Annotated in this window: 23 protein-coding genes; 9 read left to right on the forward strand and 14 right to left on the reverse strand. The window is 76.0% G+C overall.

What is annotated here, in order from left to right; genetic code table 11:
* Positions 1-14: 14 nt before the first annotated feature.
* Positions 15-398 carry a cold-shock protein gene (locus VSR01_RS14990; protein WP_033173507.1) on the reverse strand — a complete coding sequence of 128 codons (384 nt, stop codon included), beginning with the start codon at positions 396-398 and terminating at the stop codon, positions 15-17.
* Positions 399-722: 324 nt separating this feature from the next.
* On the opposite strand from VSR01_RS14990, the gene VSR01_RS14995 reads away from it, so the two are divergent.
* Positions 723-995: a hypothetical protein gene (locus VSR01_RS14995; RefSeq protein ID WP_326449706.1), complete on the forward strand. Its 273-nt coding sequence runs from the start codon at positions 723-725 to the stop codon at positions 993-995.
* On the opposite strand, the gene VSR01_RS15000 is transcribed toward VSR01_RS14995, so the two are convergent.
* Positions 974-1,579 (reverse strand): HAD family hydrolase, encoded by a 606-nt coding sequence (locus tag VSR01_RS15000; protein ID WP_326453671.1) that lies wholly within the window; start codon positions 1,577-1,579, stop codon positions 974-976. The genes VSR01_RS14995 and VSR01_RS15000 overlap by 22 nt on opposite strands.
* 199 nt (positions 1,580-1,778) lie before the next feature.
* Positions 1,779-3,071, reverse strand: a complete 1,293-nt coding sequence (locus VSR01_RS15005) for a hypothetical protein (protein ID WP_326449707.1) — start codon at positions 3,069-3,071, stop codon at positions 1,779-1,781.
* Positions 3,072-3,218: 147 nt separating this feature from the next.
* Here VSR01_RS15005 and VSR01_RS15010 point away from each other — a divergent pair, with 147 nt between their 5' ends.
* Positions 3,219-6,104: a helicase C-terminal domain-containing protein gene (locus tag VSR01_RS15010; RefSeq protein WP_326449708.1), complete on the forward strand. Its 2,886-nt coding sequence runs from the start codon at positions 3,219-3,221 to the stop codon at positions 6,102-6,104.
* Here VSR01_RS15010 and VSR01_RS37760 read toward each other — a convergent pair.
* From VSR01_RS37760 to VSR01_RS37765, 4 genes are all read right to left on the reverse strand, one after another.
* The gene (locus tag VSR01_RS37760; RefSeq protein WP_442785466.1) at positions 6,067-6,447 is read right to left on the reverse strand and encodes a VanZ family protein; all 381 of its coding nucleotides are present in this window, start codon (positions 6,445-6,447) and stop codon (positions 6,067-6,069) included. The genes VSR01_RS15010 and VSR01_RS37760 overlap by 38 nt on opposite strands.
* The gene (locus tag VSR01_RS15015; protein WP_442785467.1) at positions 6,420-6,743 is read right to left on the reverse strand and encodes a hypothetical protein; all 324 of its coding nucleotides are present in this window, start codon (positions 6,741-6,743) and stop codon (positions 6,420-6,422) included. The genes VSR01_RS37760 and VSR01_RS15015 overlap by 28 nt, the downstream gene beginning before the upstream one ends.
* Positions 6,744-7,226: 483 nt before the next feature.
* Positions 7,227-7,808 (reverse strand): Uma2 family endonuclease, encoded by a 582-nt coding sequence (locus tag VSR01_RS15020; protein WP_326449709.1) that lies wholly within the window; start codon positions 7,806-7,808, stop codon positions 7,227-7,229.
* 171 nt (positions 7,809-7,979) lie between these two features.
* Positions 7,980-8,795 (reverse strand): LPXTG cell wall anchor domain-containing protein, encoded by an 816-nt coding sequence (locus VSR01_RS37765; RefSeq protein ID WP_442785468.1) that lies wholly within the window; start codon positions 8,793-8,795, stop codon positions 7,980-7,982.
* A gap of 210 nt (positions 8,796-9,005) precedes the next feature.
* Between VSR01_RS37765 and VSR01_RS15025 the strand changes: the two genes are divergently transcribed.
* The gene (locus tag VSR01_RS15025) at positions 9,006-10,664 is read left to right on the forward strand and encodes a DNA repair helicase XPB (RefSeq protein WP_326449710.1); all 1,659 of its coding nucleotides are present in this window, start codon (positions 9,006-9,008) and stop codon (positions 10,662-10,664) included.
* Between the two features lie 69 nt (positions 10,665-10,733).
* On the opposite strand, the gene VSR01_RS15030 is transcribed toward VSR01_RS15025, so the two are convergent.
* Positions 10,734-11,153, reverse strand: a complete 420-nt coding sequence (locus tag VSR01_RS15030; RefSeq protein WP_326449711.1) for a hypothetical protein — start codon at positions 11,151-11,153, stop codon at positions 10,734-10,736.
* 130 nt (positions 11,154-11,283) lie between these two features.
* Entirely contained in the window at positions 11,284-11,457 is a 174-nt protein-coding gene (locus VSR01_RS15035) for a hypothetical protein (protein ID WP_326449712.1), read from the reverse strand.
* A gap of 391 nt (positions 11,458-11,848) precedes the next feature.
* On the opposite strand from VSR01_RS15035, the gene VSR01_RS15040 reads away from it, so the two are divergent.
* Entirely contained in the window at positions 11,849-13,933 is a 2,085-nt protein-coding gene (locus VSR01_RS15040) for a HelD family protein (protein WP_326449713.1), read from the forward strand.
* 120 nt (positions 13,934-14,053) lie between these two features.
* Positions 14,054-14,482: an NAD(+)--rifampin ADP-ribosyltransferase gene (arr, locus tag VSR01_RS15045; protein WP_326449714.1), complete on the forward strand. Its 429-nt coding sequence runs from the start codon at positions 14,054-14,056 to the stop codon at positions 14,480-14,482.
* Between the two features lie 64 nt (positions 14,483-14,546).
* Here arr and VSR01_RS15050 read toward each other — a convergent pair whose 3' ends face one another.
* On the reverse strand, positions 14,547-15,257 hold the full coding sequence (locus VSR01_RS15050; protein ID WP_326449715.1) for a copper homeostasis protein CutC: 711 nt from the start codon (positions 15,255-15,257) through the stop codon (positions 14,547-14,549).
* A gap of 60 nt (positions 15,258-15,317) precedes the next feature.
* Here VSR01_RS15050 and VSR01_RS15055 point away from each other — a divergent pair, with 60 nt between their 5' ends.
* Positions 15,318-16,091 carry an HD domain-containing protein gene (locus VSR01_RS15055; protein WP_326449716.1) on the forward strand — a complete coding sequence of 258 codons (774 nt, stop codon included), beginning with the start codon at positions 15,318-15,320 and terminating at the stop codon, positions 16,089-16,091.
* A gap of 167 nt (positions 16,092-16,258) precedes the next feature.
* Here the strand turns inward: VSR01_RS15055 and VSR01_RS15060 are convergent, their stop codons facing one another.
* A complete protein-coding gene (locus VSR01_RS15060) occupies positions 16,259-17,140 on the reverse strand; it encodes a TIGR03620 family F420-dependent LLM class oxidoreductase (RefSeq protein ID WP_326449717.1) in 882 nt (293 codons plus the stop codon).
* Positions 17,141-18,081: 941 nt separating this feature from the next.
* Here VSR01_RS15060 and VSR01_RS15065 point away from each other — a divergent pair.
* The gene (locus VSR01_RS15065) at positions 18,082-19,398 is read left to right on the forward strand and encodes a helix-turn-helix domain-containing protein (protein ID WP_442785676.1); all 1,317 of its coding nucleotides are present in this window, start codon (positions 18,082-18,084) and stop codon (positions 19,396-19,398) included.
* Positions 19,399-19,440: 42 nt separating this feature from the next.
* Here VSR01_RS15065 and VSR01_RS15070 read toward each other — a convergent pair whose 3' ends face one another.
* Complete coding sequence (locus VSR01_RS15070; protein ID WP_326453673.1) at positions 19,441-19,710, reverse strand: DUF4031 domain-containing protein; 270 nt, start codon at positions 19,708-19,710, stop codon at positions 19,441-19,443.
* An 8-nt stretch (positions 19,711-19,718) separates the two neighbouring features.
* Positions 19,719-20,042, reverse strand: coding sequence for a hypothetical protein (locus VSR01_RS15075; RefSeq protein ID WP_326453674.1), 324 nt, complete (start codon positions 20,040-20,042; stop codon positions 19,719-19,721).
* Positions 20,043-20,274: 232 nt separating this feature from the next.
* On the opposite strand from VSR01_RS15075, the gene VSR01_RS15080 reads away from it, so the two are divergent.
* Entirely contained in the window at positions 20,275-21,243 is a 969-nt protein-coding gene (locus VSR01_RS15080; protein ID WP_442785469.1) for a MurR/RpiR family transcriptional regulator, read from the forward strand.
* An 88-nt stretch (positions 21,244-21,331) separates the two neighbouring features.
* A complete protein-coding gene (murQ, locus tag VSR01_RS15085; RefSeq protein WP_326449718.1) occupies positions 21,332-22,267 on the forward strand; it encodes an N-acetylmuramic acid 6-phosphate etherase in 936 nt (311 codons plus the stop codon).
* Positions 22,268-22,426: 159 nt separating this feature from the next.
* On the opposite strand, the gene groL is transcribed toward murQ, so the two are convergent.
* Entirely contained in the window at positions 22,427-24,049 is a 1,623-nt protein-coding gene (groL, locus tag VSR01_RS15090; protein ID WP_326449719.1) for a chaperonin GroEL, read from the reverse strand.
* Between the last annotated feature and the right edge of the window lie 329 nt (positions 24,050-24,378).

Raw genomic sequence — 24,378 nt, forward strand, 5'->3', positions numbered from 1 at the left:
CCGGACCTCCGGCGTCAGACGTCCAACTGGTCGGCGACGACGCGCAGCACCGAGGCGATCTTGTGGCCGTGCGCCTTGTCGGGGTAGCGGCCGCGCTGGAGCGAGCGGGCCACGTCCTCCAGGAGGGTGGTGAGGTCCTGGACGATCGGCAGCAGCTCGTCCGGCTTGCGCCGTTGCGCGGCGGCGACCGAGGGCGCCGGGTCGAGCAGCGTCACCGACAGCGCCTGGTCGCCGCGCTGGCCGGCGACGACTCCGAATTCCACGCGCTGTCCGGGCTTGAGGGCCGCCACGCCGTCGGGCAGGACGGAGGAGTGGACGAAGACGTCACCGCCGTCGTCGCGGGAGAGGAAGCCGAAGCCCTTCTCGCTGTTGAACCACTTGACCTTGCCGGTAGGCACGTCCGACCTCGTCCTCGTTGCTCGAAGCTGTTGGAAGCTGCTGGAATTCACCGAACCCGCGCCGGAGGGACCACGCCGGACGGGCCGCGGGGAACGCGGAACGCCGTACGCGGGAACGCCGCACGGAACGCGCTGCACAAAAGAACGCGCTGAAACAAGACGTCAGCGGGCCTGCACGAGACCCGCCGACACCAGGCTAGTGGCCCGCCGCCGTGTGACAAGACGATTCCGGCGCGCCGCCCCCGCGCACCGCACAGCCCGCCTCCTCCTTCGCCGCCGCACCATCCGTATCACCACGTCCCGACACGGACCTACCCTTGTCGGGTGAGCAAACAAACCATGGGCGCAGGTGACGTGCTCGTCAGGGTCGGCGCGGTCCTCTTCGCGATCGGGGCGGTGGGCACGCTCGCGACGGTCGCGCCGCTGCTGCTGGGCACCGCCACGCTGCCCACGCCGGCGTACTTCGTGTCGATGCTGATGGGCGTCGGCCTGGCGGTGGCGCTGGTCGGGCTGCTGCGGTCGGCGCTGGCGCAGCGGCACGCCGCGGCGCGGGAGACGGCGGGCGGCGGTCCGGGTCAGGCCGCCGCGGACGTGTAGTCGGCGAGCCAGCCGGGGAACTCCGTCAGGTCCGCCAGCACCACGTCCGCGCCGGCCGCGCGCAGTTCGTCCGCGCCGCACGGCCCGGTGGCCACCGCCACCGACAGCGCGCCCGCGGTCCGCGCGCCCCGCACGTCGCCGACGTGGTCCCCGACGTACACCGAGGCGCCCCACTCCAGCAGCGCCTCCGCCTTCGCCTCGGCCCACAGCCAGCCGCGCAGGTCGGCCCGGATGCCGACGTGGTCCAGGTGCATCCGCGCGTTCGGCTCGTACTTGGCCGTCACCACGACCGGACGGCCGCCGGCCGCGCGCACCGCGTCGATCGCCGCGAGCGCGCCGGGCATCGCGGGCGTCGGCTCGATCGCGTGCGCCGGGTACAGCGCGCGGTAGCGCTCGCTCATCTCCGGCACCCGCTCGGCCGGGAACCAGTTCGCCAACTCCTCGTCCAGCGGCGGCCCGAGCCGCGTCACCACCAGCTCGGTGTCGATGTACACACCGGTCTCGGCGACCAGCCGGTCGTACACCGCCTTGATGCCCGGCCGCGAGTCGATCAGCGTCATGTCGAGGTCGAACCCCACGGTCAGTGGGCGGGACCCGGTGGACGCGCGGGCGTCGGCCGGCGCGGGCGTGCCGGTCCCGGCCGGGGCGGGGCGCCGGCGGGGGTACGGGCGTCTGCCGGCGTGCGGGGCTCGGTCGGGGGGCGCGGATGGTCGTCGGTCACGCCCCCCATTCTGACCTGCCGGGTCGCGCGGCCGGCGGCCGGGGCGGGCGGCGGGGAGCAGGTCAGGCGGTGCGGCGGCTGCGCCAGAGCAGGTAGAGCGCGGTCGCGACGGCGGCGACGCGGATCGCGGTCGGGTAGTCGTTCGTGAAGGCGTCGCCGACGTGGCCCTGCGCGATGGGCGAGCCCCACTTGCCCGCGTTGCGGCCCCAGACCCAGACGACCAGGCCGAGGGCCGTGGCGCCGGGCAGGAAGAGCACCGCGAACTTCGCCTGCGGGCGGCTGAGCGCACGCGAGAGGTAGGCGGTGAGCCAGCCGAGGCCGAGCGGGATCAGCGAGCCGATCACCGCGCCGACCAGCAGCAGCGCGGCGGCCAGCAGCAGGGTCGGGCTGCCCCAGCCCCTGCCGACGCTCAGCAGCCCCGGCAGCAGGCGTCGGCGCGGCCGTTTCGGGGCGGCCTCCTCCTCGGCGCCGTCCTCCTCCTCGGCGCCGTCGACGGCGGGCGCCCGCTCAGGAGCCGGCCGCGCGCGCCCCCGGAGCGGGGAGCCGTCGCCGTCGCGGACGCCGTCCAGCTCCTCGTCGTCGACGGGGATGAAGACGCCGCCGGTCATGCCGGGCAGGCCCGCGATCTCGTCGCCGGTGCGGAAACCGCCGATGCCGGGGTCGGCGCCGGCGCGCCACCAGTCGGCGTCGGAGCCGCGGCGGTCGCCGCGCGGGCGGGGGACCTGGGGGCCGTCCGCGTCGCCGCGGGCCGCGCGGGTGCGGGCCGCGGCGGAGCCGGCCGCGTCGTCGCCGCCGGCGTCCCGGTCGGGGCGGTCCGCGGGGTCCTTGCGCAGGCGTGCGCGGGTGCGGTCGCCGCGGGCGTCGTTCGCGTCGCGGCCGTCACGCGGCGCGCGGGCGTCGCGCGGCGTGCGCGGGTCGCGGGCGTCGCGGGCGTCGTCGGCGTTCCGGGAGGCGCGGGCGCGGCGTGTGCCGCCCGTGGTGTCGGCGCCGTCGTCGGGGGTCTCGCGGTCCCAGCGCGGGACGCCCAGCGGCCGGCCGTCGGCGTCCCTCCCGCGCGCATAGGGGCCGTACGAGCCGGACGGCGGCTCCCGGTACGGCTCGTCCGCGCCGGAGCCGGGGGCGCCCGCGGCGCGCGAGGAGCCCGCGGCGGCCTCGACCACCTCGTCCGGCGTGCCGTAGCGGCCGAGGATGCGGCGGACCGCGGCCGGGCTGTCGGCCGAGCCGCGCTCGCGGTCGATGTCCTGGCGCAGCTGCGCGACCAGTCGCATCCGGTCGGCCGCCGGCATCGCGGTCTGTGCCAGGTCGCCGACCCGGCTCAGGTAGTCGAAGACCAGCCGGTCGCTCTCGACGCCCACCGCGGAGCCCCCTTCCCACCCACGTCGACCGCACGGTGCGTGCGCGTCGCGTCCACGCCCACGGCTCTGTCCGGAGCCCTGCCCCGACGGTACCGCCTCGGGGCCGCCGGTCCTGGGCATCCCGGCCGGGCCGCTAATGTGGGACGGATGACGACCGGGGACATCGTGCCGCGGACACTCGCGGAGGACCTGCGCGCTCGGGACGACGCGGCGCTGGCGCTGCTGCTGCGCGCCCGTCCCGATCTGCTCGCCCCCGTCCCCGGCGACCTCACGCAACTCGCCACCCGTGCGGCGACCCGCGCGTCCGTGCTGCGCGCGCTGGACCGCCTCGACGCCTTCACCCACCAGGTCGCGGAGGCCCTGGCGGTCGCCCCGGACCCCTGCGACGTCGCCACCCTCGCGTCCCTGATGACCGGAACGCACCCGGCGCCGCCGGCCGAGCCCGGCGCCGCGGCGAGCCGGACCGATCCCCACCCCCCGGGCGCGCGGGGCACCGCTCCCGCGCCGCCGGCCGCCGAGGTCGTCGCGACCGGGAACGGCCCGGCCTCCGGGGCCGCGCCCGCTGCCTCGGCCGGCGCATCGGCCGCGGCCGGCGGCGGCGCGACGCGGGCGGCCGCGAAGGGGGCCGACGCGCGGGCCGCCGAGGTCATCGCGGGCGGCGCGGAGGGCGCGGCCGGCACGCCCGCGGGCGGCGGGGAGGGGGCTTGGGCCTCGGGGCTCGACGCCGGGGTCGCGGCGGCGGTCGCCGGCGCGCTGCCCGGGGCGGTGCGGACGCTGCGCGTGCGCGGCCTGGTGTGGGGTGCGGACGACCGGCTGCGACTGGTCAGGACCGCCCGCGACGTGCTCGCGCCGTCGCCGTCCTCCGGGTCGGGCACCGGCCTCGGGCCGAGCGTCGGCGAGGCCACCGCGGGCATGTCGCCGGCCCGGCTGCAGGAGGTCCTGGCCGACGCCGGGCTGCCGGCCACGCACGACCCGGTCAGCGCGATCACCGCGCTGACCGCGCTGTTCGCGGACGCCGAACGGCTCGGCGCGCTGCTGGCCGGCGCGCCCGAGGGCGTGGACGGCGTGCTCGCGCGGCTGGTGTGGGGCCCGCCGTACGGCGAGGTGCGGGACGCGACCGCGCCGGTACGCGCCGCGGACGCCGCGACGCCCGTGCAGTGGCTGCTGGCCCGCGGCCTGCTGCTGCCACCGCCGGCACAACGTGGTGCTGCCCCGCGAGGCCGCCCTCGCCCTGCGCGGCGGACGCGCCCACCGCTCCCCGAGCCGACCCCGCCGCCGGTGGAGCCGATCGCGCGCACCGCCCGCACCGTCGACACGACCGCGGCCGGGCAGGCGTTCACCGCGGTCGCCACGGTCACCGAGCTGCTGACCGAGTGGCACAGCGGGGGCCCGCCGGTGCTGCGCGCGGGCGGCGTCGGCGTACGCGACCTCAAGCGGCTCGCCGCCGCCCTCGACCTGTCCGAGCAGCAGACCGCGTTCTGGCTCGAACTCGCCTACGCCGCGGGCCTGGTCGCCCCCGACGGCGAGGTGGACGAGGTCTACGCGCCGACGCCGGCCGCCGACGAGTGGCGGCAGCTGCCCGCGGCGCGGCAGTGGCTGGCGCTGGCCACCGCGTGGCTGGGCACGACCCGTACCGCTCCCCTGGTCGGCACCCGCGACCCCAAGGGCCGCGCCCTGTCCGCGCTGGGCCCCGACCTCGACCGCTCGCTCGCGCCGCGGGTCCGCCTGGCAGCGCTGCGCGTGCTGGCGGCGCTGCCCCCGGGGTCCGCGGCCTCGCCCGACGACCTGCTGGCCCGGTTGCGCTGGCTGCGCCCCCTGCGCGGCTCCGCGGACGCCTTCCGCGCGGAACTGCTGCGCTGGGCCCTCGACGAGGCCGAGGTCCTCGGCGTCACCGGCCGCGGCGCCCTGGCCGCCCACGCCCGTCCCCTGGTCGGCGTCCCGCCGGGCGCCGACCAGGCCCGCGAGCCCGACGGGACGGCGACCGACGACGACGCCGCGGGCCAGGGCGGCCCGCCCGGCCGGGCGGGCGGGAAGGCGGTGTCCGCCCGCGAGGCCGGGGACCGCGCCGTCGCGCTGCTGGAGCCGCTGCTGCCCGAGCCGCTGGACCACGTCCTGTTGCAGGCCGACCTGACCGCGGTCGCGCCGGGGCCGCTGGAGGCGCCGCTCGCCGAGACGCTGGGCGTGCTCGCCGACGTGGAGTCCAAGGGCGGGGCGACGGTCTACCGGTTCACCCCCGAGTCGGTGCGGCGCGCGCTGGACGCCGGGCGCAGCGCGTCCGAGCTGCAGGAGTTCCTGACCGCGCACTCGCGCACGCCGGTGCCGCAGCCGCTCAGCTACCTGATCGACGACGTGGCCCGCCGGCACGGCGCCCTGCGGGTGGGCGCCGCGTCGGCCTATCTGCGCTGCGACGACGACGCGCTGCTGACCGAACTCCTCGCCGACCGCCGCGCGAACGGCCTGGGCCTGCGCCGGCTCGCCCCCACCGTGGTCGCCGCACAGTGCGACCCGGCGACGCTGCTGGAACGCCTGCGCGCGATGGGCCTCGCGCCCGCCGCCGAGTCCGCCGACGGCGACGTGCTGATCACCCGCGCCGACGCCCGGCGCACTCCGCCGCGCGCCGCGCCGGTACCCGTAGCCGACGGTCCGCCGGTGCCGGAGCCCGCGCTGCTCGGCGCGGCGGTGAAGGCGATCCGGGCGGGCGACCGCGCGGCCACCGCGGTACGCCGCGGCGCCGCGGCCGCCGACCCGGCCGGCTCACCCGCCCCGGGCGGCCCCGGCGGGCCGGGGACCGGCGGGCCGCCGCGGACGGCCGCCGCGGAGACCCTCGCCACGGTGCAGGCCGCGGCGCTGGCCGGCGAGTCGCTGTGGATCGGCTACGTCAACGCGGACGGCGCGGCCAGTCAGCGGGTCATCGCCCCGGTCCGGGTCGAGGGCGGCTACGTGACCGCCTACGACCACACCGCCGACGAGGTGCGGACCTTCGCGCTGCACCGCATCACCGGCGTTTCCGAGTTGGCCGACGATCCCGCCTGAACCATCCGCCGACGCCGCCCGCGCCGCCGGGGCCCGCGCCGCCGGGGCCACGGTCCGAGCCACCGCCCGGCTTTCCCGCCCCCCGGGCACGGCTCGCGGACCCCGGCCCGCCCGGCTTTCCCGCCGGGGCGGGCCGGGGCGGCGGGGTGCCGAAGCCCAGCCGGTGCCACCAGTGCGTACGCCGCGGGTGCAGCGCCCGCCCGAGCCGCCGTCCGAGCAGCAGGTAACCGATCAGCGCGCCCGAGGTGTTGAGGATCACGTCGTCGATGTCGAACGCGCGGCCCTCGACGATCGTGCCCTGGATCGCCTCGACGATCACCATGACCAGGGCGGTGACCAGCACCACCCGCACCAGGCCGCGGGCGCGGGGAAGAGCGCCGGGAGCAGCACCCCGAACGGCATCCCGAGCACGATGTTGCCGCCGATCTGCTTGACCGTGTCGCGCAGGGCGGGCTGGTCGAGGTAGGCGCGGATCGAGGCGCCCGGCCGCAGGTTGGTGTGGATCAGGTGGACCGACGCGGGCGACGGGACCAGCGTCGCCTTCGCCAGCAGCACCGCGAACGCCACCATCGCGACCAGCGCCAGCGCCATCACCACGGCCCGGGCCAGCACCGGCCCGAGGCTGTCCCGCTGCAGCAACGGCTTCGGCGTCCGCCGCGCCGCGCTCCCCGCGGACCGCGTCCTGCTTCCGCCGGCCGCCTTGGGCCGGCCGCCTTGCCTCCGGCCGCCTTGGACCCGCCGGTGGCCGCCGGCTTGCTCCCGCCCTTGACCCCGCTCTTCCCCTTGACCCCGCTCTTCGCGGCGGGCTTCGTACGCGCCTTCGCCGGCCCCTTCGCGGGCGTCCTGGCGGAACCCTTCGCCGCGCCCTCGGCCGGGGCGGCGCCGGTCGGCGACTTCCCGGTCCCGGCCCCGCGTTCCGGTAACAGCCGCTGGTACCAGCGGCCCGCTCCGGCGTCGGCGTCCGCTCGCTGTTTCGGCCCCGCGTGGAAGACCGCCACGCGTTGGACCCGCTCACCCATCGGCCGTACCCCCTCGCATGGGCGTCATGACCGACCGCTTACCCGGCCCCGCCCGGCGTACGCCCGCGGCTCCCGCCCGTGCCGCGATCCGGTCGGCCCGGGGTCAGCTCCTCGGCTGCCGCACCAGCGTGCCCGGGTCCAGCTCCACGGGGAACGGCTTCTCTATCAGCGAGGTGCGTCCGGCCTCGGCGCTGAGCCGTTCCACGTAGCGACCGGCTTCCAGCTCCGAGACCACCAGGGTGGTGGCCGGCACCAGCTCCAGCCGCCACAGGTGCTCGATGCCCGCCTCCGCGTAGTACGGCGGCTTGAGCAGTCGGTCGATGCGCCGTCCGTTCGAGGAGGGCGAGACGATCTCGACGACGAGCAGCACCGACTCCGCGTCGTACGTCACCGGGTCCTCGGCCGCCGCCGCGGCGTCGACCACGGCGATGTCCGGGATGAAGAGGCCGTCGGGCAGGACGACGTTCACGGCTTCCAGCACTTCGTACGGCGCACCGGCTGCTCGGATCGCGCTGTCGAGGAGCATGGCCAGCCGGGGCGACGCCCGCTGGTGCTTGGTGCCCGGATTCGGCGACATGATCAGTGCGTCCCCCACCAGTTCCCGCCGCTGTCCGCGGTCCTCCCCCAGCGCGAGCACTTCCTCTACGGTCCAGGGCCCGTAGTGGTTTTCGTGCGCAACGCTCATTTCGCCACCTCCTCCTCGGAAGCTGTCACTCACAGTGTGGCATGGCACACAGACACCGCGCCGGGCCTCTTCCGCACCTGTGGATAACCGCGACCGACCGCCGTACTTCGCGGCTACGCGACGTACGGCGGCCGGAAGGCCGTGGGCCTGAAGGGACGTCAGGCCGTGCGGCTACCCGTGGCGACCGCGCCTGCGGGTGAACACCACGAGCGCGCCGCCTGCGGCCAGCGCTCCGGCGGCTGCCGCCGCCGTCCACATCATCCCGTCACTGCCGGTGTGCGGCAGGTGCCCGTGCGGCGTGTGACTCGGCCACGTGTGCGTGGGCTGCGTCGGAGGGGTGTGGGTGGGGTGGGTGGGCGGCGTGTGGGTCGGATGGGTCGGCGGGGTGTGCGTCGGATGCGTCGGCGGGGTGTGCGTCGGATGCGTGGGCGGGGTGTGCGTGGGATGCGTCGGCGGAGTGTGCGTCGGGTGCGTCGGAGGCGTATGCGTCGGATGCGTGGGCGAGGTGTGCGTGGGCGGGGTGTGCGTGGGATGGGTCGGCGGAGTGTGGGTCGGGTGCGTCGGCGGAGTGTGCGTGGGATGGGTCGGCGGAGTGTGCGTCGGGTGCGTCGGAGGCGTGTGCGTGGGATGAGTCGGCGGGGTGTGCGTCGGATGGGTCGGAGGGGTGTGCGTGGGATGCGTCGGCGGGGTTTCGCTCGGGGGGCAGCTCGTGTCGCTCGCACCGGGGGACGGCCAGCCGGTGTCGGACGGGCCGGTGGAGGGCCAGCCGGTGTCGTCGGAGGGGCCGTCGGAGGGCCACCCCGCGTCGGAGTAGCCGGAGACCTGGTTCCCGTCGTCCGCGGGGGAAGCGCCCGAGGCGGAACCGGGGAGCAGCAAGCCGGCCGCGGCGATGACCGCCGCGCCGACCACGGCCGTGGACGCCGCAACGGCTCGGAACGTCCCCCGCTCGCGCGGCTCGGCGGGGGCGTGCGTCTGCTGGTGATCCATGGGGGCAGAAAACAGTACATATGACTGTTCATCCTGTATGCCCGTGCATATTCGCGCGTGATTCCCACGGATGGACTCCCGCCCCGCCCCACCACGCGGGTCCGGTCGCGGTGCCGCCGGCGTGTCGGGGGTCACCTGCGGGGAAGCCGGGCCGCCGCCTGCGGCCCGCCGGGATGTCGCCCGGTCGCAGTAGAATCGGCAGTTCGCCCGATGTCCACGACCGCCGCCGGAGGCCGCCGCGTGTCCTGCCTGATCGTCCAAAGCGACAAGACGCTCCTGCTGGAGGTCGACCACGAGCAGGCGGACGCCTGCCGCCGCGCGATCGCGCCGTTCGCGGAGTTGGAGCGCGCGCCCGAGCACATCCACACCTACCGGCTGACGCCGCTGGGCCTGTGGAACGCGCGGGCCGCCGGGCACGACGCCGAGCAGGTGGTGGACGCGCTGGTGCAGTTCTCGCGCTATCCGGTGCCGCACGCGCTGCTGGTGGACGTGGCCGAGACGATGGACCGCTACGGCCGGCTGCGGCTGAGCAAGGACCCCGCGCACGGGCTGGTGCTGACCACCACCGACCGGCCGGTGCTTGAGGAGGTGCTGCGGTCCAAGCGCGTCCAGCCGCTGGTCGGCGCGCGGATCGACGAGGACACCGTGGCCGTGCACCCCTCCGAGCGCGGCCAGATCAAGCAGGTGCTGCTCAAGCTGGGCTGGCCCGCCGAGGACTTCGCGGGCTACGTGGACGGCGAGGCGCACCCGATCCACCTGCGCGAGGACGACTGGACGCTGCGGCCGTACCAGCGACAGGCGGTGGACGGCTTCTGGCACGGCGGCTCGGGCGTGGTGGTGCTGCCGTGCGGCGCGGGCAAGACGCTGGTCGGCGCGGGCGCGATGGCCGAGGCGAAAGCGACCACGCTGATCCTGGTGACGAACACGGTCTCGGCCCGGCAGTGGAAGCACGAGCTGGTCCGGCGGACCTCGCTGACCGAGGACGAGGTCGGCGAGTACAGCGGTACGCGCAAGGAGATCCGGCCGGTCACCATCGCCACCTATCAGGTGCTGACGACCAAGCGGAAGGGCGTCTACCCGCACCTGGAGCTGTTCGACTCCCGGGACTGGGGGCTGATCGTCTACGACGAGGTGCACCTGCTGCCCGCGCCGGTGTTCAAGTTCACCGCGGACCTCCAGGCGCGGCGGCGGCTCGGCCTGACCGCGACGCTGGTGCGCGAGGACGGCCGCGAGTCGGACGTGTTCTCGCTGATCGGGCCGAAGCGGTTCGACGCGCCCTGGAAGGAGATCGAGGCGCAGGGCTACATCGCGCCGGCCGACTGCGTCGAGGTGCGGGTCAACCTCACCGACTCCGAGCGGCTCGCCTACGCCACGGCGGAGACCGAGGAGAAGTACCGCTACTGCGCGACGACCGCGAGCAAGCGCCGTGTCACCGAGGCTCTGGTGGCCAAGCACGCCGGACAGCAGACGCTGGTGATCGGGCAGTACATCGACCAGCTGGACGAGCTGGGCGAGCACCTCGGCGCCCCGGTGATCAAGGGCGAGACGACGAACGCGCAGCGCGAGAAGCTGTTCGAGGCGTTCCGGCAGGGCGAGATCTCGGTGCTGGTGGTGTCGAAGGTGGCGAACTTCTCGATCGACCTCCCCGAGGCGACGGTCGCGATCCAGGTGTCCGGGACGTTCGGTTCCCGGCAGGAGGAGGCGCAGCGGCTGGGACGGGTGCTGCGGCCCAAGGCGGACGGGCACGAGGCCCGCTTCTACTCGGTCGTGGCGCGCGACACCATCGACCAGGACTTCGCGGCGCACCGGCAGCGCTTCCTGGCCGAGCAGGGCTACGCCTACCGCATCATCGACGCCGACGACCTGTGAGGCGCGTCGCCGCGGCGCCGTTCCGTCCGCAGGAGCCCGCGGCAGCGCCCGTCGCCGCGTCCCGCGCGGTCAGCTCGCGGCCGGCAGGTTGAGGTAGACCAGCACGGTGGCCCCGGCCAGCAGCGGCGCCGCGGCGGACAGGACGATCCGCGCGGCCCGCATCCGGCGGCGCCAGGGCAGCGCCCAGGCCAGGGCGAGCGCCGCGTACCCGGCGGCGATCAGGCAGGGCGCGAGGGCGAGCGCCCAGTACAGCGCGTGGCAGCCGTGGACGGTGCAGGAGTCGGTGGCCATCGGCGAGATCAGCGCCGCCATCGAGCACAGCACGAGCACGGGACCGGCGAGCAGGGTGCCGATGAGTGGCGCGAGGTAGGCGCGCGGGTCGTGGTCGGGGTGCACGGGCCGCGGGGGCCACGGCGGAGGCGCCGCGTACCAGCGGGGCGGCTGCGGGGCCGGCCACCCCGGCCTCGGGGACCCGGAAGGCTGCGTCATGCGCCCATTGCATCCCGCGGCGCGCACCGCGGGAATCCGTGCGCGTACTCACCCGGCGCGGGGCGTACTCAGGCGGGCGACAGTCGGCCGGGCGGGCTTGGGCGGACCGTGCGGGAGCCGGACCGGCCGGTCAGTGGCGCCTGCCCTCGCTGTTGCCGAGCAGCACCACCTCCGCCGCGGTGACCGCGAACACCTTGATCGCGTGCAGCGCGTCGCCTATGAGGTGCCGCGGGTGGTGGGCGGAGGCGCCGAGCGCGGCGCCGCCGTGGGGGGCAGGACCTGGGGGAAGAGTCGTCGTCGTCATGTCTTCGACGCTACGGAATCAGCCGGGTGGGCGCGTCGGACCATCGGTGTAATTCTCACTCTGCGTGTCCGACTCCGGGCTGACACCCGACCCCGACCCCGGTATCAGGGTCACCCTGAGACCTCCGCCGCCGCGCGGCCCCGGGACCGCCGTGCCGCGCGCCGGAAAAACGGTTCGCGTCCCGCTCCCCGCCAGCGTATGCTCGCCGGTCTTGCCGCCTCCCCGGTCGCCTCGCCGGCCGGGAGTGCCGCCGCCCGGACGGAAACCGGCCGGCCTCCCCGGAACGACCACCGGGCCCGTACCGCCGGGCCCGCGCCCACCCGTGTCCGAGCACCGGCGTCCGCGCGTACGCCGCCGTGCCCGCGCACCCGTATGAGCCGGAGGCAACGCCGTGCCCTCGCACGCCCAGACCCAGGACCGCACCCCCGACCCGGCCGCCGATCCGCTGCGCCGCGAGCGCGACCACCTCGCGGCGTCCCGGGCCGCGCTGCGCGCGATGCGCCATGACGTGGAGGCGCTTGACATCTCCGACGTCACCGGGAACTGGGTCAACGCGAAGGTGCTGGCCGCGCAGATCGACGACCGGATCAAGGCGCTGGCGGACCTGGCCGACACGCCGCTGTTCTTCGGCCGGCTGGACTATCTGCACGCCCCCGGCTCGGAGCTGGCGGAGGGCGCCTCCGGGGAGAGCTTCTACATCGGGCGGCGGCACGTGCACGACGCCGAGGGCGACCCGATGGTGATCGACTGGCGCGCGCCGGTCTCGCAGCCGTTCTACCGCGCCTCCCGGAACGATCCGATGGACGTCCGGCTGCGCCGCCGGTTCGGCTACACCGGCGGCGAGCTGACGGCGTACGAGGACGAGCACCTGTCCGATCCGACGGAGGCGGAGACCTCCAGCAAGCTGCTGCAGAGCGAGATCGAGCGGCCGCGCGTCGGCCCCATGCGCGACATCGTGGCGACGATCCAGCCCGAGCAGGACGAGATCGTGCGCGCCGACATGAGCGGCACGGTGTGCGTGCAGGGGGCGCCCGGCACCGGGAAGACGGCGGTCGGCCTGCACCGGGTGGCCTACCTGCTCTACGCGCACCGTGAACGGCTGGCGCGCACCGGCACGCTGGTGGTCGGGCCGAACGCGTCCTTCCTGCGCTACATCGAGCAGGTGCTGCCCGCGCTCGGTGAACTCCAGGTCAAGCAGGCCACGGTGGACGACCTGGTGGCCCATGTCCCGGTGCGCGGGCGGGACTCGGCGCGAGCGGCGACGGTCAAGGGCGACGCGCGGATGGCCGAGGTGCTGCGGCGCGCGGTGCGTTCGGGAATCACGATGCCGACCGAGCCGGTCGTGGTGGTGCGCGGGTCCCGGCGCTGGCGCGTGCCGGCGTACGAACTGCAGGAGATCGTGCAGGAGTTGGCCCGGCGAGACATCCGCTACGGCGCGGCGCGCGAGGCGTTGCCGCAGCGGATCGCGCACGCGGTGCTGGTGCAGATGGAACGCGCGGGCGAGGCGCCGGACGACCGGGTGCAGGACGCGGTGGCCCGCAACTCCGCGGTGAAGGCGGCGGTCAAGGCGTGCTGGCCGCCGGTGGACCCGGCGAAGACGGTGCTGCGGCTGCTGTCCGACGCGGAGTTCCTCGCGTCCTGCGCAGACGGTCTGCTGGACGCGGAGGAGCAGCGGGCAGTGCTGTGGGACAAGCCGGCCCGCGGGCTGGCCTCGGCGCGCTGGTCGGCGGCCGACGCGGTGCTGGTGGACGAGGCGAACGACCTGGTGCAGCGCACGAGTTCGCTGGGGCATGTGGTGCTGGACGAGGCGCAGGACCTGTCGCCGATGCAGTATCGCGCGGTGGGCCGGCGCTGCTCGACCGGCTCGGCCACGGTGCTGGGCGACCTGGCGCAGGGCACCACGCCGTGGGCGACGTCGTCGTGGCAGGAGGCGCTGGACCACCTGGGCAAGTCCGGTGCGCGGGTGGAGGAGTTGACCCGCGGCTTCCGCGTCCCGCGTGAGGTCATCGCCTACGCGTCGCGGCTGCTGCCCGAGATCGCGCCGGGCCTGGCGCCGGCCACGTCGGTACGCGAGTCGGCCGGCGCGCTGTCCGTACGGGCCGTGGCCGAGGGGGAGTTGGACGCGGCGGTGGTACGGGCGTGCCGCGAGGCGCTGGACTTCGAGGGCTCCATCGGCCTCATCGCGGCCGACCCCCGGATCCCGGCGCTGGCCGCGGCGCTCGCCGACGCGGGCCTGGCGCACCTCGCGCCCGGCGAGGAGACCTCGGCGGCAGCGCGTCTGACCCTGGTCCCCGCGTCGCTGGCCAAGGGCCTGGAGTACGACTACGTGGTGCTCGACGACCCGGCCGCGATCGTCGCGGCCGAGCCCGACTCCCGCACCGGCCTGCGCCGCCTCTACGTCTGCCTCACCCGTGCGGTCTCCGGGCTGGCGGTCCTGCACGCCGCCCCGCTCCCGGAGGCCCTGACCTGGGCCTGACCGGACCTGACCAGGCCTGACCGGCCCCGACCGGGGGCCGCACCGCCCCGTCCCGCCGCCCCGCCGCCCGTCCGTCCCGTCGACCCGCCGCCTTCGGCGTCGTCCCAGAGGAGTAGTCCCGTGACCGACACCCCCGTCCCCTTCCAGGTGTACGAGGCCGGAACGTACCTGCACGGCACGAAGGCGGACCTGGCCCCCGGCGACCTGCTGGTTCCCGGGCGCGCATCCAACTTCGAGGAGGGGCGCGTCTCGCGCCACGTCTACTTCACCGAGACCCTCGACGCCGCCGCGTGGGGCGCGGAGCTGGCGGCCGGCGACGGGCCGGCGCGGATCTACGTGGTCGAGCCGACCGGCGACGTGGAGGACGACCCCAACGTCACCGACAAGAAGTTCCCCGGCAACCCCACGCGGTCCTTCCGCAGCCGCGAACCCGTGCGCGTGGTCTCCGAGCTGACCGGCTGGACCGGCCACTCCCCCGAGCAGATCCGGGCCATGCTCGACGGCCTGGCCGACCTCCGCCGCCGCGGCGCCGCCGAGATCCTCGACTGAGCCGCGAGGCCGAGCCCCGGGCCCGTGCCGACGGGCCCGTGCCGCCGGGGACCGGGCCGGCGGCTCACGCCACCGGGACCGGCAGGTCGAGCGCGTCGCGCCAGCGGCGCACCTCCGTGGGCGACACGGGTGCGGCCCAGCCGCCGGGGCGGACCGCGCCGCCGACGTGGAAGGCGTCGAGGCCGGCCGCGCGCAGCGCCGGGACGTGTTCCAGGAGGAGGCCGCCGCCGACGAGCAGCCGGGGCTCGTAGCCGGGCTCGCCCACCCGCGCGGCCTCGGCGCACAGCGTGTCGAGGCCCGCGCCGACGCCGTCCGCCGAGCCGGCGGTGAGATAGGTGTCGAGGCCGGGCAGCCCGGCGAGCTGGAGGCGCACCGCGTCCCGGTCGGCCGCCCGGTCGATCGCCCGGTGGAACGTCCACCGGCAGCCCTCGATGACGTCCACCAGCGCGTACACCGCGTCGAGGTCCGCCCGCCCCTGCGCGTCGAGGAAGCCGAGCACGAACTCCTCCGCGCCCTCCGCCCGCAGTCCCTGCGCGGCCTCGCACAGCGCGTCGAGGTCGGCCGCGTCGCCCGCCGCGAACCCGTCGGACAGCCGCAGCATGACCCGTAGCGGCAGGTCGACCGCGGCGCGAATGGCGGCGAAGGTCTCGCGCGACGGGGTGAGCCCGTCCGCGGCCATGTCGGTGACCAGTTCGAGGCGGTCGGCGCCGCCCGCCCGGGCCGCTACCGCGTCGTCCGCGCCGAGGGCGATCACCTCGAAGATTGGTCTAGACATATGAGCAAGGGTGCCACATGCGTCACTCGCGCGCGAGAGGGGTGGCGCACAATGGCCCGCATGCCTTCGACGCACGACGCCGCCACCGCGCACCCCCGTTACGACGCCCTGCTCGCCGAGTGGTGCGACCTGCTGGCACGCTGCCGCGCCGCCGACGAGGGCGCCCCGCGTTCCGAGCCGCGCCCCGACCCGCACACCGACCCGCACACCGACCCGCGCACCGACCCGCGCACCGGCCCGCACGCTGGCCCCCGCTCGCATCCGGACGCCCGCCCGTACGGCGAAGCCCTCCTCGCCCGCTGGGCCGAGCCGCAGCGCCGCTACCACACCCTCGACCACCTCGTGGCCGTCCTCGCCCGCGCCACCGAGCTGACCGGCTACGCGCGCGACCCGGACACCGTCGCCCTGGCCGCGTGGTTCCACGACGCGGTCTACCGCCCCGACCGCAGCGAGAACGAGGAGCGCAGCGCGCGGCTGGCCGAACGCGCCCTGCGCGAGGCGGGCGTGGCCGAGGCCCGCACCGCCGAGGTCGCCCGGCTGGTACGGCTCACGGTGACCCACGACCCCGCCGACGGCGACCGCGACGGCGAGGTGCTGTGCGACGCCGACCTCGCCGTGCTGGCCGGCGACCCCGCCGCGTACGCCGACTACGCCGCGTCCGTCCGCGCGGAGTACGCGTTCGTCCCCGACGAGGACTTCCGTGTCGGCCGCGCCCGTATCCTGCGCCAACTCCTCGATCTGCCGCGGCTGTTCCGCACGCCCTACGGCCACGACCAGTGGGAGGACGTCGCCCGCCGCAACCTGCTCACCGAGCTGGAGCTGCTCGAAGCCTGACCGCGGGGCGGCGCAGGCCGGGGCTCGCTGACGGACGATCCGGCGGCCGTGGAGGGGCGGGTGCCGGTGCGGGTGCGGGCCACCGCTGATCTCCCCGGGCGCGGCCCGGCGTTGGGGCGTCCGGGTGCGGGCCCCCGCAGGGGCCCGCGTCGCCGTGCGGAGTCGCGCTACTTCAGCGCGGCGGCCAGGCGGCGCCACTCCTCGCGGGGCAGGGAGGTCCGCGCGGCCCCCGCGGTGACGGCCTGGAGGGCGACGTGGTCCGCGCCCGCCGCGTAGAACTCGCCGACCTTGGCGACCACCGCGTCCTCCTCACCGATCGCGTAGACCGCGTCGAGCAGCCGGTCGCTGCCGCCGTCGCGCAGGTCGTCCTCGGTGAAGCCCGAACGCAGCAGGTTGCTCGTGTAGTTGGGCAGCGCGAGGTAACGGGCCAGGTAGTCGCGGGCGGTCGCGGTGGCGCGGTCGCGGTCGCCGTCGAGGACGACCTTCAGCTCGGGGGCCAACAGGGCCTCGGGGCCCAGGTGTTCACGGGCGAAGGCGGTGTGCTCGGCGGTCACCAGATACGGGTGCGCGCCGGCGCTGCGGGTCTTCGCCAGGTCGAGCATCTTCGGGCCGAGCGCGGCCAGCACGCGGTCGTCCGCCGCGACCGGGTCGGGCGCGGCGTCCAGGCCGTCGAGGTACTCGCGCATCGCCGAGTACGGCCGGGCGTACTCCTTCGCCAGCGCGCTGTGGCTCACGCCGAGGCCGAGCAGGAACCGGCCGGGGTGCGCGCGGGCGACCTCCGCGGTCTGCGCGGCGACGTCGGAGGGGCTGTGGTCCCAGATGCTCAGGATTCCGGTCGCGACGGTGATGTGCCGCGTCGCGTCCAGCACGCGGGCGGCCTGGCCGACGGACGGGTTGCTGCCGAGCCACAGCGTGCCGAAGCCCAGCTCCTCCGCCTCCGCGGCGGCCTCCTCGTACTCCGGCGTCCAGGCGTCCTCCGCCTGCGCGTACACCCACGCGCCGGTCCACAGGCCGAGCCTGCCGATGCGTTCACGCTGCCGCTGTGCCATTGCCGTACTCCTCGGTGATCGTCCGCGGGCCGTCGCGCGGGCCGTGCCGCGCGCCCTGCCCCCGTCCTAACGCACCGGGTTCCGTTTTCCGTCCCGCCACGGCCGGGCGCGCGCGTCGCGTCCGTCCGGACCGGGGACGAGGACGATCACCTGGACGATCAGGCGCACGTCGGCAGCGGCCCCGGCGGGCGTCCGGAGCGGGGCGGGTGCCGGAGCGGCAGCGGTGTCCCCCGGAGCGTCCACCGGAGCGCCGGACGCCGGCGCGGTTCGGGACGCCGACGCGGCTCCGGACGCCGGCGCGGTTCCCTGCGCGGCCTCCGCGCCCGGCGGCTCGGCCAGGTGGACGACGCCGCGGTCCCCCCGCCCGGCCCGGTCCGCGCGCCCGGCGCCCCGCGCGCCGCGCCCGTCCGCCGCGCCGCGACCGTCCCGGACGCCACGCGGGCCCTGCGTGCCCCGCGTGCGACGCGCCCCGCAGGCGGGGCACGGCGCGCCACCCTGATCCTCCCGCGCTCCCCCCACGTCGGACCCGTCCCGCGCGTGCTGCGCGTCCCGCACATCCTGCGCGTCCCGCACGTCCTGTGCGTCCAGCACGCCCCGCGCGGTCCGCGCGCCCGACGCGCCGGGCGCGTCGCAGCCCAGGCACCGCGCGCCCGGGTTCTCCCGCGCTCCCCATGCGCGTTACGCGTCCTGCGCGTCCCGCGCGGGGCTCGTGCCCGGCCGGCGGGCCGGTGCGCCGCTCCACGGTGCGACGTCTGCGTCGGTCACCTCGTGCCTCCCCTGCGTCCGGCCCCGCGGCTGCGGGGCGGTCGTTCCCAGCACAGCGCGGCGGCGGGACGCGGTGAGATCGACAGCCGGGCCGCGTAAGCGGTTTGCGCGTCGTGCAAGCGCCCTGGCCGGGCGGCGGCCACGCGCCTACCGTGGAAGCTCCGGCGTTCGGCGTGGTGGGGAGGCCGCGGTGCTCGTCGACACGTTCTGGAACAGCGCACAGCCGCGCGCTGGCCGCGCAGCGGCGTCCGGGCGCGCTGATCCGGCTGGCCCGGCTGCGGCGCGGGTGGACGCTCGCCGACCTCGGCGGCCGGATCGGCTGCTCGGCGGCCACCGTGTCCCGGCTGGAACGCAGCACCCGCATCGCCGACCTCGACCTGGTCCACCGTGCCGCCGTCGCGGCGGGCGTGCCCAGACCCGTCCTGATGACTTCCCTTGCGCCACCGCCCGAAGGCACGGCCGCGACCACTATTGTGACGGCCAGTCCGCGTGACGCCGAGGAGGACTCCATGCGCCGACGCACGCTGCTCACCGCCACTGCCGCGGCCGGAGCGGTCGGGCCGGCCGTACTGATGGCCGGGCTGGACGAAGCGCTCGCCGCGACTCCGGCGGCGACGGGGGCGGGTGGGCCGCTGGACGGCCGGCTGACGGCCGCGCGGGCGCTGTTCGACACCGGGGCGCACCGCCGGCTGCTGGCCGCGCTGCCGGGCCTGATCGCCGACGCGCACGCCGCGGCGGCGACGCGCGCGGGGCTGGACCAGGCGCGGCTGTCGGCGGTGTACAGCCTGGCCACCGCGGTGCTGAGCAAGATCGGATCGTACGACCGGGCGCGGCTGACCGCGGACCGGGCGCGTACCTGGGCCGAGGTGTCCGGCTCGCCGCTGGCCGCGGCGGCGGCCTGCCGGGAGCTGTCGATCGTGCTGCGCCACCAGGACCAGGGCCCGGCCGCCCAGCGGCTGATGGTCCGGGCCGCGGCCGACGTCGAGGCCACCGGGCTGCGCGCCGGGGCGGCCTCCGCGGCGTACGCGCAGATGCTGTGCACCCTCGCGTACACCGCGGCACGCGGCGGGCAGCGGGCGGACGCGCTGGCGATGACCGAGGAGGCGCGGCGCGCGGCCCGGCGGCTGCCCGAAGTCGCGCCCACCGGCCGGCTGTTCACCATCAGCCCGGCCGCCGTCGACCTCTACGCCGTCGGCGTGCACTGGGCGCTCGGCGACGCCGGCGCGGCCCTGGAGGCCGGCAGGAACCTGCGCGCCGAGCAGTTCCCCACCCCCGAGCGCAAGGCCCGCATGGCCACCGACATGGCGCGCGCGTGGTGGGCGTGGCAGCGCCCCGCCCAGACCGCCCAGTCCCTGCTGACCGCCTACCGGGCCAGCCCCGCCGAGGTCCGCGACCGCCCGGCGATCCGCCGCATCGCCGACGACCTCACCTCCCGCCACCCCCGCACCCCCGGAGCCCGCGAGCTGCGCACCCTGCTGCACGCCCCGGCCTGACGTGGCGCGCGCCCCGGGCCGGGGCGGCGCACGGCGTCCGCCCTAGCGGCCGGCGTCGTACTTGCGGCGGCGCAGGCCGGCCCGGGTGAGGCGGGCGACGAGTTCCTTGCTGCCGATCTCGATCGCGCCGAGGCGCACCGCGTCGGCGTAGCGCGCGGCGGGGATGTCGTAGTGGTCGCGCTCGAAGGCGCGGGGCGGCGCGCCGAGGCGGGCGGCGAAGGCGTGCAGCTCGTCGTAGGAGAGGTCGCTGACCAGGTGGGACCACAGGCGGCCGTGGCCGGGCCAGGTCGGGGGGTCGATGTAGACGGACACCGGCGGCCTCACGCCCCCAGCGAGCCGAGCGGGGCGACCGCGTCGCCGCGCGCCTCGCACACCCAGTGCGGGTCCTCGCCGAGTTCGGGCTCGACGGCCAGCGCGTGCGGCTCCTCGCAGCGCGGGCACAGCGGCCAGCGCCCGCGGGTCTCCAGCAGGGCGTCCTGCACGTCCTGGGCGAGCAGACCGGGCACGTAGGGCGCGCCGTCCGGCCACTGCCGCAGCCACCAGCGGCGGCTGCTCACCGCGTCCTCCAGCAGCGAGACGACCTCGGGCTCCGCGACGCCGCGCGCGGCGAGGTCGGCGAGGACCAGGGCGCGGGCGCCGTGCATCACCGCTTCCAGCCCGGGGCCGGCGGCTTCCGCGCCGTCGCCGGGTTCCTGGGCGTCCCCGAAGCCCCGGCTCTCACCGGAGCCCCCCGGCGCGCCGCCGGGGTCCGGGCCGCCGCCGGGGCCGTCCGCGTGGCCCCGCTCCTCGGGGCCGCTCGTTCCACCGTCCATGCGGCCCATTGTCGCAAGCGCGGCCCCTTGACGGTGGGTCCCGCCTGAAAATACCTTTCACAAGGTGACCTATAGCGTGAAGGAAACTTTCCCCCCGAGCGTCCGCGCCCTCCGCGGCGTGCCCGGCGCGCCCGTCCTCCCCGTCACGCCCCCCGACCCGGGGGCCCTGGCCGCCAAGGTCCGCACCCTCGCCCCGTCGATGACGCGCTCAATGCAGCGCGTCGCCGAAGCCGTGGCAGGCGACCCGGCCGGCTGCTCGCACCTGACCGTCACCGCGCTGGCCGTGCGCACCGGCACCAGCGAGGCCACCGTCGTCCGCACCGCGCGGCTGCTGGGCTACCCCGGCTACCGCGACCTGCGGCTCGCCCTCGCCGCGCTCGCCGCCCAGCAGGCCACCGGCGCGCCGCCCGCGGTCACCGCCGACATCGCCGTCGACGACCCGCTCGGCGACGTCGTGGCCAAGCTCGCCGTCGAGGAGCAGCAGACCCTCGCCGACACCGCGGCCCAGCTCGACACCGGCCAACTCGACGCCGCGGTGGCCGCGTTGGCCGCCGCCCGGCGCACCGACGTGTACGGGATGGCCGCCTCCGGACTGGTCGCCCAGGACCTGGCGCAGAAGCTGCTGCGCATCGGGCTGATCGCGCACGCCCACGCCGACCCGCACCTGGCGGTCACCAACGCCGTCCAACTGCGCCCTGGCGACGTCGCGTTGGCCATCACCCACTCCGGCAGCACGCACGACGTGATCGAGCCGCTGCGGGCCGCCTTCGACCGCGGCGCGACCACCATCGCGATCACCGGGCGCGCCGACGGCGCCGTGACCCAGTACGCGGACGTGGTGCTCACCACCGCCAGCTCCCGGGAGAGCGAGTTGCGGCCGGCCGCGATGTCCAGCAGGACCAGCCAACTCCTCGTGGTGGACTGCCTGTTCATAGGCGTCGCCCAGCGCACCTACGAGGACGCCGCGCCCGCGCTGTCCGCGTCGTACGAGGCGCTCGCGCACCGGCACACCCCGCGGTCCGGCCGCGCCTGACCCTGTACCGCCGACCCCGCCGACCCCGCCGACCCCCGCTGATCCCCCACCGCACCTGACCAATGCGAGAAGGATGAACGAGCCGCATATGACCCAGTACACCGAGCTGCGCCGCGAGTTGGAGTCGCTGACCACCGAGGCGTTCCGGCCCGAGTTCGCCGAGATCGACCGGCTGCCCACGCTGGAGATCGCGCGGCTCATGAACGGCGAGGACCTCACCGTGCCCGCCGCGGTGGCCGGGCAGTTGCCCGCGATCGCGGCGGCCATCGACGGCATCGCGGAGCGCATGGCGCGCGGCGGCCGGCTGGTCTACGCCGGGGCCGGCACGGCCGGGCGGCTCGGCGTCCTGGACGCCAGCGAGTGCCCGCCGACCTTCAACACCTCGCCGGGACGCGAGGTGGTCGGCCTGATCGCCGGCGGCCCCGGGGCGATGGTCACCTCGGTCGAGGGAGCCGAGGACAGCAGCGACCTGGCCGGCGCGGACCTCGCCGCGCTGGGCCTGACCGCGGCCGACAGCGTGGTCGGCATCTCGGCGTCGGGGAGGACGCCGTACGCGGTCGGCGCGGTCGGTTACGCCAAGGGGGTGGGCGCGCTGACCGTCGGGCTGTCGTGCAACGCCGGCTCGCCGCTGGGCGCTGCCGCGGACCACCGCATCGAAGTGGTGGTCGGGCCCGAACTGCTCTCCGGCTCCACCCGGTTGAAGGCCGGCACCGCGCAGAAGCTGGTGCTGAACATGCTCTCGACGATCACGATGATCCGCCTGGGCAAGACCTACGGGAACCTGATGGTGGACGTCCGCGCGTCCAACGAGAAGCTGCGGGCGCGCTCGCGGCGGATCGTCGCGCTGGCGACGGGGGCGGGGGACGCGGCGATCGAGGCGGCGCTGACCGCGACGGACGGCGAGGTGAAGCCCGCGATCCTGATCCTGCTGGCGCAGGTCGACGCGGGGGCCGCCGCGCGGCTGCTCGACGAGTCCCACGGACACCTCCGCGCCGCGATCGAGGCGGCGGCCCCCGCGGAGTGAGCGCGTGACGTCAACCCCCCTGGGGGCGGGGGGAACGGCGCCCCCGCAGCTGAAGCCCGGCGCAGCCCGGGGCTGAAGCCCGGCGCTGCCGGGACGCGGAACGGCGCCCCCTCCCTGGCGGGAGGGGGCGCCGTTCCCGGAGCTGTCCGAGCCGGAGGCTCAGAAGTCCATGTCGCCGCCGGGCATGCCGCCCGGCGCAGCCGCCGGCGCCTTCTCCGGCTTGTCCGCGATGACCGCCTCGGTGGTGAGGAAGAGCGCGGCGATGGACGCCGCGTTCTGCAGCGCGGAGCGGGTGACCTTCGCCGGGTCGATGATGCCCTCGGCGATCATGTCGACGTACTCGCCGGTGGAGGCGTTGAGGCCGTGGCCGACGGGAAGGTTGCGCACCTTCTCGACGATCACGCCGCCCTCCAGGCCGCCGTTGACCGCGATCTGCTTCAGCGGGGCCTCCAGCGCGAGCTTGACCGCGTTGGCACCGGTCGCCTCGTCGCCGTCCAGCTCCAGCTTCTCGAACACCGCGGAGGCCTGCAGCAGGGCCACGCCGCCGCCGGCGACGATGCCCTCCTCGACGGCCGCCTTGGCGTTGCGCACCGCGTCCTCGATGCGGTGCTTGCGCTCCTTGAGCTCCACCTCGGTGGCCGCGCCGGCCTTGATGACGGCCACGCCGCCGGCCAGCTTCGCCAGGCGCTCCTGGAGCTTCTCGCGGTCGTAGTCCGAGTCGCTGTTCTCGATCTCGGCGCGGATCTGGTTGACCCGCCCGGCGACCTGCTCGCTGTCGCCGGCGCCGTCCACGATGGTGGTCTCGTCCTTGCTGATGACCACGGTGCGGGCGCGGCCGAGCAGGTCCAGGCCCGCGTTCTCCAGCTTCAGGCCCACCTCCTCGGAGATGACCGTGCCGCCGGTGAGGATGGCGATGTCGCCCAGCATGGCCTTGCGGCGGTCGCCGAAGCCCGGGGCCTTGACGGCGACGGACTTGAAGGTGCCGCGGATCTTGTTGACCACCAGGGTGGACAGGGCCTCGCCCTCGACGTCCTCGGCGATGATCAGCAGCGGCTTGCCGGACTGCATGACCTTCTCCAGCAGCGGGAGCAGGTCCTTCACCGCGGAGATCTTGGAGTTGACGATCAGGATGTACGGGTCGTCGAGCGACGCCTCCATCCGCTCCAGGTCGGTCGCGAAGTACGCGGAGATGAAGCCCTTGTCGAAGCGCATGCCCTCGGTGAGCTCCAGCTCCAGCCCGAAGGTCTGCGACTCCTCGACGGTGATGACGCCTTCCTTGCCGACCTTGTCCATGGCCTCGGCGATCAGCTCGCCGATCTGGGTGTCGGCGGCGGAGATGGAGGCGGTGGAGGCGATCTGCTCCTTGGTCTCCACGTCCTTGGCCTGCTCCAGCAGGGCGGCGGAGACGGCCTCGACGGCCTTCTCGATGCCGCGCTTGAGGGCCATCGGGTTGGCGCCCGCCGCGACGTTGCGCAGGCCCTCCTTGACCAGGGCCTGGGCCAGGACGGTCGCGGTCGTCGTGCCGTCGCCGGCGACGTCGTCCGTCTTCTTCGCGACCTCCTTGACCAGCTCGGCGCCGATCTTCTCGTACGGGTCCTCGAGCTCGATCTCCTTGGCGATGGACACGCCGTCGTTGGTGATCGTGGGGGCGCCCCACTTCTTCTCGAGGACGACGTTCCGGCCCTTGGGGCCGAGGGTGACCTTGACGGCGTCGGCGAGCTGGTTCATCCCGCGCTCGAGACCGCGCCGCGCCTCCTCGTCGAACGCGATGATCTTGGCCATGTGAAGTGGTCCTCCCGGGACGGAAATTACTGCAGGACCGCGCAGTGCCCGCGACGGACGGCCGCCGGCCACCGGATCGGTCCGGCGTCCGGCGGGCCTCACGACCCGGTCCGAATGGCACTCTCATGCGTAGAGTGCTAACGCCAATGATTAGCACTCACCCCCTGGGAGTGCAAGCGCCCGCGGCATCCCCGAGGCCGCCCCGGAGGCCGCGGACCGCCGGCGCGCGGACCCGCCGAGGACCCCCGCGACACCCGCGCGCCCGCACCGGCCGGCCGCGGACGGGCCGGGCCGGGACGCACGGCGGGCCCGCACCCCGAGGGGATGCG

Origin of the sequence: Actinacidiphila sp. DG2A-62, from assembly GCF_035825295.1 — a bacterium.
GTDB lineage: Bacteria > Actinomycetota > Actinomycetes > Streptomycetales > Streptomycetaceae > Actinacidiphila.